Origin of the sequence: Chamaesiphon minutus PCC 6605, from assembly GCF_000317145.1 — a bacterium.
GTDB lineage: Bacteria > Cyanobacteriota > Cyanobacteriia > Cyanobacteriales > Chamaesiphonaceae > Chamaesiphon > Chamaesiphon minutus.
The window spans coordinates 969,593-983,264 of the sequence record NC_019697.1; the positions used below are offsets into that span (position 1 = coordinate 969,593).

Below are 13,672 nucleotides of genomic sequence, written 5' to 3' on the forward strand. Positions count from 1 at the left end.
ATCTAGTTCCCCCCTTAAAAAGGGGGGTTAGGGGGGATTCAGATCTAGAAACGAAGTCTATCCGACTTGTGTATACAGCGTAGCCCAGGAGCGGCGGTTTTATTCGGAGGTTCCCTCCGAATAAAAAAACCGACAAGACAGGGTTGCCCGGAGGGCGGGGTGGGTCGATCTCCGCCTCAAATCCAACAAACTTTCAATTCTCCGCTCTCCTCAGTAGTCTATCGATAGATCCAACTCAGTTTCGTCGCTAGAGATACACAAATAGAAAGTAACTGCGTATACAGTATACAAAAGTGATTGCGTATACAGTATACAAATAGTTGGTAAGGCAATATTGACTGTAATGATTTCGCTGTAAGAGTCCCAAGCATAACTGGTAGTTTCTTGAAGCAGTCTAATTACACAGGCTGAAGGCCAACTACTTGGGGATTAGCGAGGGCACATGCAGAAAATCATGCCCCTAGCGAGGGCATAATGTTACGCTCATTCAGGTTCATCGATAAATATTGCGATCGATATATTTAGTCGATCGCAATCGGTCGCGATTACCCGTTATTTCAGAATATAACTCAGGAGATTTAGAATATGCTCGAGCGCATCATTCATCAATTAAGTGTCGCGGTCGCCATCTCGATCGCGATCGTCGGTATATGGGCAAGTATCCAAACTGTTGATGCTCAAGCCTCTATGTTAACTGAATCGAAACCATCTAATACCGTATTGCTTGCCGATGTCGGTACCCCCACTACCGAAGCCAAACCCTCTCTGGTAGAACAAGTCAAAACATTGACTGAACCGACGAGTGAGGAAGCAGCAGCAACAGCCAAAGCCGAGAAAAAGGCTGCTAAAGCTGAGGCGAAAAAAGCTAAAAAGTTAGCTAAAGCCGAGGCCAAGAAAGCAAAAAAATTAGCTAAAGCTGAAGCGAAGAAGGCAAAGAAATTAGCCAAAGCCGAAGCAAAAGCAGCTAAAGCAGCAGAAAAGCCAGATTTAAAAAGTGAATCTAAAACATCATAAATTATCGATCGGTGATGGTCAGAAATCGATATATTTATCGAGATCGTACAATTGTCAGATTTAAAAAAAAGCTAGCTACAGCTAAATTATTTTTTGTGCAAACTACTATTGAAGGCTATCGATCGTAGTTAGATTGCGTACAGTCACCGTCTAAACAACGGTATATAAAATTAGGATCGAGAGGATCGAAATATGGCACGCAGAGAAGAAATTAGTACCTTTAGTGAAGCTGAATTACCTGAAGCTCAAGGTTATCCGAGCCTATCCACTCAAGGTTCGGAACTAATCTATGGACTGTACGACAAACCACCCGTCGTTGAGTCGATTTTTGTAGCGGTACAGCATGTTTTAGCAGCATTTGTAGGTATTGTTACACCACCACTAATTATCTGCACCAGCTTGGGGATTGATGCGGCGAACACTAGTTTTCTGATTAGCATGTCGCTATTCGCCTCTGGGATCTGCACCTATATTCAATGTAAAACATTTGGGCCGTTGGGATCGGGTTTACTCAGCTTGCAGGGTACGAGTTTTGCATTTTTAGGTGCGATTTTGGGCGTAGGTAACACTGCGATTCAGTCTGGAAAAACACCCGTTCAAGCACTATCACTAATTTTCGGCGTTTGCTTTTTTGGTGCATTTGCCAATGTAATGCTGAGTCGCTTTTTGCATCTACTGAGCAAAGTCGTGACACCAATCGTGTCGGGATCGTTGGTGATGCTGATCGGGCTGAGTTTGCTCAAAACAGGTATTACCAGTATGGCGGGCGGTACGGCAGCATTAAAGAACGGTACATTTGCCAACGCGCCCAACCTGGCATTGGGGTTTGGTGTATTTGCGATCGTGATTATCTTGACGCTGGCTAAAAATCAATATATTCGGATGGGCGCGATCGCCATTGGACTAGTAATTGGCTATATTGCTTCCGCATTTATGGGGATGGTTGATTTTAGTATTTTCACCAAACTTCCCCTTGTCAGTGTGCCGATCCCCTTTCGTTACGGTATGGATTTTGAAATTGGTGCGCTGATTCCGTTTCTGATTCTCTATCCACTCACCGCGATCGAATCTGTCGGCGATCTGACTGCTACCTCGATGGTTTCCAAAGAGCCGATCTCCGGTTCCGTTTACATCCGTAGAATAAAGGCTGGAGTACTAGCAGATGGCTTTAACTCCTCTTTAGCCGCATTACTTAATACCTTTCCGATTACTACCTTCAGCCAAAACACAGGTGTAATTCAGATGACGGGTGTTGGCAGTCGCTACGTTGGATTCTTTGTTTCGGGTATTTTGGTACTATTAGGGCTATTGCCGATCGTCAGTGGTGCTTTCCAGTCCATTCCCCAGCCAGTTTTAGGCGGAGCGACTACGGTGATGTTTGGTTCGATCGCTGTTGCTGGAGTCAAAATTATTGCATCTGAAGAATTAGATCGTCGATCGACAATTATTATTGCAGTTTCCTTAGCACTGGGATTGGGCGTAGTGTTCGTACCAGAGTTATTTAATAATCAGCCTGCTCCGATCAAAAACATGTTTGCTTCGGCGACTTCGACGGGCGGCTTAACGGCAATCTTACTCAGTTGGTTATTACCTCAAACTCCAACTGCTAATTCGGCACCATCGGCAGAAAGAGAGATTGCCAACGGCTAGAAAATAACGCCCCAAATCATTTTAATTGACGGTGTTTGAGTCGCAACAGATAATGTTGCTAAAGTATTGTATTTTAGTGGAGCTATCGACTATGAAACGATTTTTTCTTGGTATTTTAGTCAGTTTGATTGTTGTATTTAGTGCAACTAATATGGTATTATTATTGCCAGCGATCGCCGCACCAGCAGTTGAGACGGGAGTAGACGCGATCGAACAATTGAAAACGACAATTTTACCTCAGATTCAAAATATCCTCACGCCAGAACAACAAAAACAACTCGAAACTACGGTCATTAGCGATAAAGGTAGTATTCGCAAGGCATTTAAGTCCTTAATGTTGACACCCGCTCAAAAAACTAAGCTGGCAGCAGTATTTAAATCATTACCGAAAAAGGAGATCTTCACTTCGATGACTCCCGCTCAAAAGCGACAGTTTTTTATGACGAAGAAGGAGATATTTTCACCCATCCCTGAAGAGCTTGCTAATTCTCAGGTGAAGTCAAACAAATAGTATTTGCTGAGATGATGCAATTATGAATTCGACGATCGAGACTCAAACAGACCAATTTTTTATTCGAGTCTGGTGACAGCACATCTCATCCCCACAGGCAAAGATTGTGCTTTCAAATGGTGGCACAATCGCCTCGTCAATCGAGCCAAACATTATCAAGGCTTTATTCGCGGCGATCTATTTTAGTCAAATTAGTTTGTTGCAAGTACTAAAATTTCCCGATTAACCAACATTTTGAGATTGCTGAATCTGCTCTAGCTCGGATACTACTCGTGCTTGACTGGCGATCGAATGCTCTTGAACTGCGTTAACAGCTCGCTCGGCATCGCGAGCTAAAATCGCATCATAAATCTGCCGATGCTCCCAGCGAACTTCTAGTACCGCTGGATTGCCGATCGTTGTCTGAATACGGAGCAAAATCATTTTATCGAATAATCGATCGAGTAATGATACCAGCCACTCATTCTGAGATCCTTCGGCACTCATACAGCTTGCGAGCGTCCTCACTCGTAAATGTTGCAACCTTCATCACGCCGCGCTCTTCGACAACTAAATCTGCTTGCTGGAGTTGGTGCAAAGCTTCACGAATGGGGGTGCGACTCACTTGGAGTTTCTGGGCAAGTTGTGTTTCTACCAAACGTTGCCCTGGCATCAGATCGCCAGACAAAATAGCAGTACGCAAGGCTTGATATGCCTGCTCTTGCAGAGACTGAGGTCGTTGGAGAGAACGCGAAGATAACGTCAAAGCAAGTGTTCCTGGATGTAAAACTAGACCTAAATTAACTGAAAACGGTCTGGATGGCAATGATTGTACCGAAGAAAGATCTCTAGCTCAAGGGGGTACTAATCCATCGCTTCAACTGGGATTGGGATTCCTCGACTTAGGTAAGAAGGGGGCATTGGGCACGATATTACAATCGAAACGATCGAAAATGGATGAAGTCGAGCTTATGTCTAACTATTAATTACTAATATTGTAATTGCTATAAAATTCTGTAGAACTAGGAAAAGTTTCAAAAATATCATACATACTACTTAGTTCAAATAACATTTCTATTTGCTGATTAATCGAACAAATAGATAACCTACTATTGGTTTCGCGTACCTTTTGAGAAGCCAATACTAAAGCTGCCAATCCAGAGCTGTCCATGAAAGTGAGATTTTGACAATCGACTAACACATTACTAAAACCAGCATTAGCAGTTTCCACAATCTCTCGCCGTAATTGGCTACAGTTAGTTACATCTAGAACCCCATTAGGTTGAATGACTTTGACGGGTGCAGCAACACAATTGACAGTTTCAGTAGCCATATTTTGGCTATATGTTACAGTTTCTAAGGACGATCCCATCGCTCGTTCGAGTTCTTGAGCGTACCTTGTTATCATCATTGTCTGTTTTTCTAATCGGGTTGAGATTGCCTCTCGCAATTCTCCAGGTGTAAATGGTTTCGTGAGATAGTCATCTGCACCGAGAGACATACCTTTACGGAAATCGGCTTTAGTCGCTCTAGCAGAAAGAAAGATAAACGGAATTTTAAGTGTATTAGGATCTTGACGCAGCGTAATTAGCACATCATAGCCATCGAGTTCTGGCATCATGACATCGCAAATAATTAAATCGGGGTGATGCTCTCGTGCTAATTGCACGCCAATTCTGCCATTTTCGGCTATTAAAACATCAAACCCTTCTAATTCTAAAATTTCTTGAATATTTTCAAGAATTTTAGCTTCATCTTCGATCGCTAATATAGTAGTCATTATAATTTGAAAGAGCTTATTCCTTGTAAAGTTGAAATCGTTATTTATGTAAAGCCAGGATATTGTAAATAGCTAAAATGAGAGTTAAAAGCCAGATATCGATCGTATATTAAAATCAATGAATATAATGGGAATTATTATTCATCGACCTGGATCGACTCAATTGCTTTGCAAATTTCTTTAGGGGTAAATGGCTTAGTTAAATAGTTATTCGCACCTAACTTTAGACCCTTTTCCCGATCTTCATCTGTAGCTTTTGCAGATAAAAAGATAAATGGAGTGGTAGTAAAAAGCGGATTTTGACGGAGAGCGGAAATGACACCATAACCATCGAGTTCGGGCATCATCACATCACAAATAATTAAGTTAGGTTGTTTGTCGATCGCGATTTGCAAGCCAACTTTGCCATTTTCAGCAGTTAATACATCGAAATCTTCCATTTCTAAGATTTCCTGTAAATTCTCGCGAACATCACGTTCATCTTCAATTACTAAAATAGTCGTCATAAAATTAGATAATAAGGAATAGGGGATAGAAATGTCACGTTCAACCTAAAGGTAAATTGACAATGAATGTCGTGCCAACATCTACTTCACTCGTGAGGTCGATCGTGCCACCATGAAGATCTACACATCTCTTGACAATTGATAAACCTAAGCCCGTACCCGGAATATTACTGACATTGCTACCGCGATGAAATGATTCAAACAGCCGCACTCGATCTTCATCGGAAATGCCGATTCCTCGATCGGTAATTTGGAACGTAACTGTTTGACTAGTAAAAGTAATATTAAATCGAACTTGACTATCGCTTAACGTATATTTAATAGCATTAGAGAGCAAATTAGTTAGAATTTGACGAACTAGCTTACTATCCATAAATACCGTAAACTCCTGTCCTGTATCGCTATTAGCATCAGCATAATTGATAGTTAAATCGAAGCGGCCTTTGGCATTACTACTAATTTCTATTTCTTCAATTAATTCGTGACAAAAAGCGATCGGATCGAATGACGATCGCTTGCACTCTAGTTTACCCGCATCTGTCTGATAAATTAATAAAATATCTTCTAACAGTGTAGTCATATGCTTGACAGCAGATTGAATCCGTTGCCAATGCTTGAGCTTTTTGGGTCGATCGAGTTTGTGGTCGTAGTCTTCAAGTAACCCAGTAGATGAGGAAATAATACCTAAAGGTGTCCGAAATTCATGAGATGCTGTAGTGATAAATCGAGTTTTTAGCTCGTTTAATTCTTGCTCTTGAATCAATGCCTTGCGGATTTCAATCTTTTGTTTGGCTAGCTTATCTGCTAACCTTTTGGCATCTTTTAGAGAAGTACTTTGGGCTTGAAGCAAAAACAAGAAGTCAGCGACAGGATCGTGCAGGGCAAAGTCCGATACTTTGAGATTGAAATCGGCCATTGCATTTGTATCGGTAATCCACGGCGAACCCAAAAATAGGATTACCTCTTCATAATCGACATAAACGATCTGTCCTTTGAGTTGCATCCGATTTTTAATTGATTCTAATAAGAAAAGGGATCTAGGATGAGCGCGGATAGAATCAAAATTGGTAACTACGTTAGGACGTTTAATCTCAAAGTGTTCTTTAAAGTCCTTGTATTTTAAAATTTCTGGATATAACCGTTTGAGGACAGGCCCAATATGAATGATTTCCAGATCGCGATTTAAGACAATATAAAATGGAAAAATGGTGGCAAAGACATCAGGAAGTGGTGAGAAATCTGGTGTCGATACATATTCAGCGAGGGTGACATTTTCGGAAAAACTCATTGTGGCATGACCTGTCTGATACCGCTAGTAAAATAATATGGAATGTAAGCTTCGATTAATTATTATTAATGTTGAACAATGGTTTGAATGGGCATTTGAGTTTATGGGAGATGGATAATTCTTGATGGTCGTTACCTCGATCTTTACTATTGGTAAGCTGAATATCAACATCAGTATCGAATTTTTCCCCTAAACCTTTGAGCATTCCTACTACCATTGGCGTTAAGCCAGGTCGCTCGGAATAGTAGTGTAACTTGAGCGATTCTGCTTCGAGATGGGAACATAAAAAGCTCGGCGGTTGCAGTTCGGGAAAACTCAGTCCCACACGGGCATGTAGATTATCGAGATTTTGGAGAAATTCAGGTAAATTATCACCTGCCATTTCCATCAGCGATCCAAACCCCTCAGTGGCAGTAAAGAGCAGCCAATATCTACCAAAAGCCTCTAAAATATCTGTTGCAGGCATTGCCATCACGACACTAGCCGCATCGACGAGTCGATAGGTGATGTCATCTGGATAAGAATCCATGCTAATAAAGGCTTCGATCTCCACTTCTGCCTTGGACTTAATTTTTTCCCAGATTTCTTCCCCATATTGGCTGCAAATCATATCTTCTAAGCCTTTATTCACCAATCCAAACATCAGCACTCGCTCCTTATCGAAAGTGAATATGTATTTAATCCATCTCCTGTTTAGAGTACCCACATTCGGCAGCTAATAGCCATCAGCTTTCAGCTCCCAGCTACCCCTTTATCCTGCTACCGATCTACCATGCTCATCAGCGCAATTAGCTCGGCGTTGTAATCTATGGCATATTCATTCGTGGCATAGGATTTTTCATCATCCACATAGCTCAGTAGCCCCCGATTTTTAGGCGCGATCCCATCTTGGGCACCATTATTAGCACCACCTACCAATAAACCAGGAATTGAGATTTTACGAGCGCGGGCAAAGATATGATTGACATGCCGTACCGGATGGGTACCGATGCCAGTCACAAATGTCTGGTTAAAAGGGTTGCGCCCGAGTAAATAATCAATTTGGTCGATCGCGGCTTGGCGGTAGGCAGTCCCATCGGTCATGCGATAAGCTAATATGAGCGTTAGCCCCTCTGTAGCCGTCATCTTGTTCGATCCCCAGATAAACCGCTGATTTGCTAGACGATAGCCACTTGTTGAGACTTTTTTGACAAGTGCATCCGCTCGGTTGAGGATTTGCTGGGCGATCTTTAGTTTAATCTCGCTGGCTGGGGAAGTTGCACTTTCACTCAGATAGTTCACCATTCCTAGCGCGGACGGATCTTTCCACTCAAATAGAGTATAGTCACTGGGTAAGTGCTGAAGAAAATAGCGATCGAATTGGCTTTCTTTGGTCGTAATAAATAGTTCTGCTGCTGCCCATAATCGATCGTCTGTATCGATTTTTAGGCTCGGTTCGGTATCGATTTCTGAAGTAAGATATTTACCCGAACCGCTATCATCACCATCTACCCAATCTACTTTCATGGTTGGTTGGGTTTGTAAATAATCCCATGCCCGTCGAGCTGCCTTCAGATAGAGGGTAGATTGTTGGGGTTGGAGAGGAGCATATACCCGTGCAGCGATCGCCATTGCTGCGGCAAATTTCGCCGTCTCTGGGGTAGAAATACCATAGATAAAGCGGGGTTGAGTATCTCGATCTGGTGCGACAATTGGCGGCCACTTTTTACCAGATAGTTTACGATAAATCGCCCCATCCGATCGCTGCATGGACAGCATCCAATCCAATCCCACCCGCATTTCATCGAGTAAGTCGGGGATACCGTTACCGCTTTCGGGAATAGTTAATTGGCGATCGGGAAATGCTTTAGGCTCATTCTCATATAGGCTCAATAGTCTGCCTACGGTAATGGCGGTGGTGCTGACATATTTGCCATAATCCCCCGCGTCGTGCCAGCCGCCTGTGGCTGAAATTACCTTCCCGGCTGAATTCATAGCATCTTTGTGGGCGATGGCACCATCACGAAGATGACAGGGCGCATGGCGAATGCCTGTAACCGGATCGCCGATCTCGACTCCACAGCGTTGAAGATAATAGGAGCGCAGCATCTTAATTACTGGCTTCTGATAAACATCAGACGCGATCGTAAACGGATAAGACTCGATCGATCCAGCTCGCAGGAAATAATTACCAGTTTGTTCGATCTGGCTAAAGTCAATAGTTTGTAATCGATCGTTACTATCTCGATCGCGAATTGGCTGACTGGGAGTAATGACTTGCACCGTCTGTCGATTGACAGTATTTATCAACTCAATTTGTCGCTGTGTATTGCCACTGTTGACTAGAAAGGCAACTTTGGGGCTATTGGGTAAATAACCTACTTGATTGATGACGATTTTAGCTGATTCGGTGGCGTGCCATCGAGCCAAATTGCCACCAGCCATTACCAGGAAAAATGCACTGATGAGGATAATTAATAGACGATGAGATCTTGTCATGTTTTTATTACATCAAATACAGTACTATTTTCGCCCAATAATTTTGATTGTGAATCGGTAACTATAACTGACAACTGATAATTGCCACTCTCCAAATTTGAGAGCTTTAGGTTTTCGATCTGTTTACTACTATCGGGGGTAATAGCGATCGCAATTGACTCCTGCTTGATAATAGTTTTCGAGCGTTTTAATATATATGTGAGTTGAGAATTAGGCATTGATTTCCACAGATCGTTAATCAGCCATAGTTCGATCGGAATTGACTCACCAACTTTCCACTGTTGTTTTGGCAAAATGATACTTGGCAAAATTGGTTGATAAGCACGTTTTAACATTTCATACCCTGGCTTTGTCTGTCGCCAATAGTCTACAATTCCCCAATTAATTGACGGCCAATTTTCGACAAACATAAACTGAAAAATTGCACTCACGGGCTGATATCGCTGTCTTCGGTAAGATTCGGCTGCAAATTGAGTCAGTTGGGCTTGATATTGTTGGGTATTGTCGATAAATTCTTCTACGGTTTTACCCATTGGCACTTTCGCCAAATTGAATGTTTCGTGAGGTTGAAAATTATGATATTTCCACTTCTCTAATTTGGCTGGTGTATCGGGAAATAGTTCGGCTGCTGTAAATATTTTTTCTAGCGAACTTCGATTGGGTAATGCCTGCGCGCCAAATTCAGTAATTAAGGGTTCTTTAGTAGCCTTGCCATAGTCTTGCCATTTTCCCGAATACCAGCCGTGCCAGGGGTGTTCTTGTGTGGTTGAGGCCAGATGTAGATGACGGGTAGAGTCGCGGGAGCGGAGACTATTGTAAATTGTCTCGTCGAGAGCGCGATTTTGTTTGGGATTGTAATCGCGATATTTATCTTTCATCCAGGTTGCATCCCACGGCGGTTCGTTGTGAATGCTCCAGGTAAAAATTGAGGGATGGTTATACAGCATTGTCACCATATCATTCGCCTGTTGCGTTGCTTCGGTAACAAATTCTGAAGCATCGCTATAACCCCATTGCAAGGGAAAATCTTGCCAGACTAATAGCCCCATCTCGTCGCATAAATGGTAAAATTCTGCGGCTTCAATATGCGCGTGAACGCGGATACTATTAATATTTGCTTGCTGCATTAATTTGAGATCGAGCGAGTATTTAGCTCTCGTCATTTCGCTCAACCATTGAGAAGCAATGTAATTAGTACCGCGCAAGAAAATCCGCCGCCCATTTAATTCCCATACTTGAGATTGAGGATTGAGGCGAATCGTGCGGAAGCCAAATGTGGTACTCGATCGATCTAATAATTTATTTTTACTGAGAATCTCAGTTTTGACTCTATATAAGTCTGGTTTGCCATGTTCCCACGTCCACCACAAATGCGGAGCGGTTTTGGGGATATTAATAGCAATCTGATTGCTGCCTGGTTGTAAGATCTGTTCCCGAACTATGGGTAAATCTGGCGAATCTTGAAAATTGGCAGGTTGAAGTTGTAGGCCTAGTTTGACTGTTTGTGGTTTTGGCGTGGGATTGATAATAGTTAGATCGATATGGGCAATCCCATTTTGGTAACGAGGATCTAATTCTGGGGTAACTTGTTGTTGGATAATTGCGACTCTATCTGAGATTTGTAATGATACAGGTGCCCAAATTCCACCTGTATTCTGTTCTTGTCCGCGTACAGACCACGCACCACCTGGTCTTGTATCGTGATGATTTAAAACGCCTTTGATTAGCCGTTTGTGCAAAGACCAAACTTTTTCGGGTTCTTCAACTGGGCTATTTACTTTGACTGCTAAAATATTATCACCATTATATTTTAGAAGATCGGACACGACAAATCTAAACGGTTGAAAGTAGCCCTCATGAAATCCTAGATAATGACCATTGAGCCACACATCGCCAGTATAGTCAACGCCATCAAATACAAGCTGAATAACTTTGCCTTTTAAGGATCGATCGATCTGAAAATGTCGGCGATACCAAACGACTCCAGATAGATCTTGCCCTTGGAGAAACCAATTACCAGGAACTTGAATCGATCGCCAATTGCGATCGTTAAATGTGGACTGATAAGCATTATCTGGTTGGAGATGACCAGAAGCAAATCTCCATTCACCATCTAATGGAATTGAGGCTGGAATAGTTGAATTTAGTTTGGTTTCTAACTGAGTAGCAACTGTAGAATTCGGATGAATTGCGATCGTCAAACTTATGCCAATCATGAATATCAATATCCAAATCGATCGAGCAAGTGGGAATCGTCGGATTAGAGAAGACAAGCAACATTTCCAGTTAAAATTCACGATCGATCTAATTCCTTGAGCGGATATTTGGAAATTTATAATGACACTTACTATATTATTAATTGATAGCTCTACTTTTTTGGATGAATGCGATCGTTACACCGAAGATTAACAGCATAAACCAGCCCCGCCAATTTATCAGAACCCTATACATCTATCTATCCCGCTTCGGTTGCCAAACAGCGGCGCGGATAATCACCGACAACAGTAAGAGATTATAGAGCGACCATCCAGCATTAACTGCATATAATGGCACCTCAGTTAAAGTACCCATCGCCAACCTAACTAGAGCATAAAGTATCCCCAAAATGGTCAACCCAGAGACAATCAGTTGGGGCATGACTAAATTGAGATAAATCCCCGATTGTCGTTCCTTGGGTGTGACTTTGAATTTAATGGATCGCTTAGTGAAGACACTCAATACTGCTTGAATAAACAGGGGAAATAACGCGATCGTATATTGTTCTGCTCTCCAGACTTCTCGTGCGGGAATTCCCCATGTTACCATCACAAAAGTTAACCGATTGACAATAAACGCCGGAGCAAAATGGACGATAAAATCCGATCCATAGGTATGAATCGGCGTAATGCCCGTAAAAAAGAAAATAATCGGACAAGCGAGTAAAATAACAGTCGCAAAGCCCGAAAAATAACTATACATCGTCTGAAAATACTGGAGCCGTTGCCAGAAACTCAGTCCGGGTTTAGTCCACGGATTTTCTTGGACTAAGACCTGAATTGTCCCCTGCGCCCAGCGCAGCCGCTGCTGGAGAGTAGAAGCGAGATCGTCGGGAGCCAATCCTTCGGCAAGGAGTTCGTGATGATAAACTGACTTCCATCCGGCTCCGTGCAACCGCATGGCGGTGTTCATATCTTCCGTAATACTGCTACTCGACATCCCGCCAATGAGTGTAAAATCATTGAGTAAATCTTTGTTTTTAGAAACTGCTTGGGTAAAATATTTCAGCCCCACACTGACTAGTGCTTCGCGCCGCAAGATGGCATTAGTTCCCGTGTAAAAAGCTGAATTTAAACCATCCTTACCCTGTTGAATCGGGCCATAAAATAGGTGAGCGCGATGTCCGAAAGGATCGCCAGGGGGGATATTATAAAAGTCTTGAGGCGTTTGCACTAAGGCGATGCGATTGCTGTCGTACCTACCAGTCCAAACATTGTAATTAATGAAGTAGGGTAAAACCCGCTTGAGAATTTGTGGTTTGGGGATATGATCCGCATCCAAAGTGAGCATAAACTCTCCAGTAGTATCTCCTGCAAAAATAGCGTAGTTGATATTCCCAGCCTTGGCATAATGGGCTTTCCCTTCTGGTTTAGGACGAGCGATGTAGCGGCAACGGGTAATTTCAGTTAGTTCTAGCTCTTTTTGTTTAATCGCCGTAATTAGTTCTTGCTCTTGGATAACTAGTTGCTCTCGGACGCTCTGATGTCCGCCGTGGGTAAGAGTCATCACTTGGTGAAAGACTTGCAAAAAGCGAATGGGCAAAGCCCACACTTCGTGAACGGATGTATTTGGTTCGCTCTGTGCTGGGAGAGCCGCGACGAAAGTATCGGCGGCTTGGGTATCTACCATTAATTCGCGAATCTGTCTTAGTCGTTCGCGCAGTTCTAGACGTTCCGATCTAATTCGCTGGGCTTGAGCTTTGAGTAATTCTGACTGTAAATCCTCCAAACAGAGCTTCTGGGCGAGGGTTCGCATTTCCATTGAGTTGCCATCATCGAGGATGTATACTCGCAATTTAGTAGTAGGATAATCGATGGCTAGAGCCGCCCTAGCCGTCTGCTCGACCATTTGGGGGGGTTCATTGTAGCAAGTGATAAACACGTCTACTGTCGGCCATTCTGCCACAGGTAGCGGTGGATTTAGATCGGGTAATGACTTGATTTGTCGCTCTAGGGGTCGCCACAATCCGATCGTAAACATGGCTCCACCGATGTAACTATAGATTTCGGCGATTAAGAGGGGAATTGCCAACCATAGAGCTTGGAGATCGAGAGAGTGAAATATCCGCCAGTAGAGGTACCAAGCTCCAAAAATTAGATTGATTTCGGCGAGGTAGCGGAACCACAGCGTTCGTTTGCTCAAGCGAGATTGAGAATTACCCTTAAAATTTGATTGTCGCTCGACGGTAGATGTATTCATCATTTGTTACC

Annotated in this window: 12 protein-coding genes; 3 read left to right on the forward strand and 9 right to left on the reverse strand. The window is 42.8% G+C overall.

Features of this window, described 5'->3' with window-relative positions:
- Positions 1-585: 585 nt before the first annotated feature.
- From CHA6605_RS31235 to CHA6605_RS04380, 3 genes are all read left to right on the forward strand, one after another.
- On the forward strand, positions 586-1,014 hold the full coding sequence (locus CHA6605_RS31235; protein ID WP_015158336.1) for a hypothetical protein: 429 nt from the start codon (positions 586-588) through the stop codon (positions 1,012-1,014).
- Between the two features lie 192 nt (positions 1,015-1,206).
- A complete protein-coding gene (locus tag CHA6605_RS04375) occupies positions 1,207-2,664 on the forward strand; it encodes a uracil-xanthine permease family protein (RefSeq protein WP_015158338.1) in 1,458 nt (485 codons plus the stop codon).
- 91 nt (positions 2,665-2,755) lie between these two features.
- Positions 2,756-3,175, forward strand: coding sequence for a hypothetical protein (locus CHA6605_RS04380; protein ID WP_015158339.1), 420 nt, complete (start codon positions 2,756-2,758; stop codon positions 3,173-3,175).
- A gap of 222 nt (positions 3,176-3,397) precedes the next feature.
- Here the strand turns inward: CHA6605_RS04380 and CHA6605_RS35415 are convergent, their stop codons facing one another.
- The 9 genes from CHA6605_RS35415 to CHA6605_RS04420 form a co-directional block, all read right to left on the reverse strand.
- Positions 3,398-3,661, reverse strand: coding sequence for an FCD domain-containing protein (locus CHA6605_RS35415; protein ID WP_051038686.1), 264 nt, complete (start codon positions 3,659-3,661; stop codon positions 3,398-3,400).
- Positions 3,636-3,920: a GntR family transcriptional regulator gene (locus CHA6605_RS35420; protein ID WP_232432183.1), complete on the reverse strand. Its 285-nt coding sequence runs from the start codon at positions 3,918-3,920 to the stop codon at positions 3,636-3,638. The genes CHA6605_RS35415 and CHA6605_RS35420 overlap by 26 nt, the downstream gene beginning before the upstream one ends.
- A gap of 216 nt (positions 3,921-4,136) precedes the next feature.
- A complete protein-coding gene (locus CHA6605_RS31250) occupies positions 4,137-4,934 on the reverse strand; it encodes an anti-sigma factor antagonist (RefSeq protein ID WP_015158340.1) in 798 nt (265 codons plus the stop codon).
- Positions 4,935-5,071: 137 nt separating this feature from the next.
- A complete protein-coding gene (locus CHA6605_RS04395; RefSeq protein ID WP_015158341.1) occupies positions 5,072-5,440 on the reverse strand; it encodes a response regulator transcription factor in 369 nt (122 codons plus the stop codon).
- 40 nt (positions 5,441-5,480) lie between these two features.
- Positions 5,481-6,728, reverse strand: a complete 1,248-nt coding sequence (locus tag CHA6605_RS31255) for an ATP-binding protein (RefSeq protein ID WP_015158342.1) — start codon at positions 6,726-6,728, stop codon at positions 5,481-5,483.
- 55 nt (positions 6,729-6,783) lie between these two features.
- Positions 6,784-7,371 (reverse strand): heme NO-binding domain-containing protein, encoded by a 588-nt coding sequence (locus CHA6605_RS04405; protein ID WP_015158343.1) that lies wholly within the window; start codon positions 7,369-7,371, stop codon positions 6,784-6,786.
- A gap of 116 nt (positions 7,372-7,487) precedes the next feature.
- Positions 7,488-9,206, reverse strand: coding sequence for a glycoside hydrolase family 9 protein (locus CHA6605_RS04410; RefSeq protein WP_015158344.1), 1,719 nt, complete (start codon positions 9,204-9,206; stop codon positions 7,488-7,490).
- Positions 9,203-11,422: a glycoside hydrolase family 2 protein gene (locus tag CHA6605_RS04415; RefSeq protein ID WP_015158345.1), complete on the reverse strand. Its 2,220-nt coding sequence runs from the start codon at positions 11,420-11,422 to the stop codon at positions 9,203-9,205. The genes CHA6605_RS04410 and CHA6605_RS04415 overlap by 4 nt, the downstream gene beginning before the upstream one ends.
- Positions 11,423-11,657: 235 nt before the next feature.
- Complete coding sequence (locus CHA6605_RS04420; RefSeq protein WP_015158346.1) at positions 11,658-13,664, reverse strand: glycosyltransferase; 2,007 nt, start codon at positions 13,662-13,664, stop codon at positions 11,658-11,660.
- Positions 13,665-13,672: the final 8 nt, after the last annotated feature.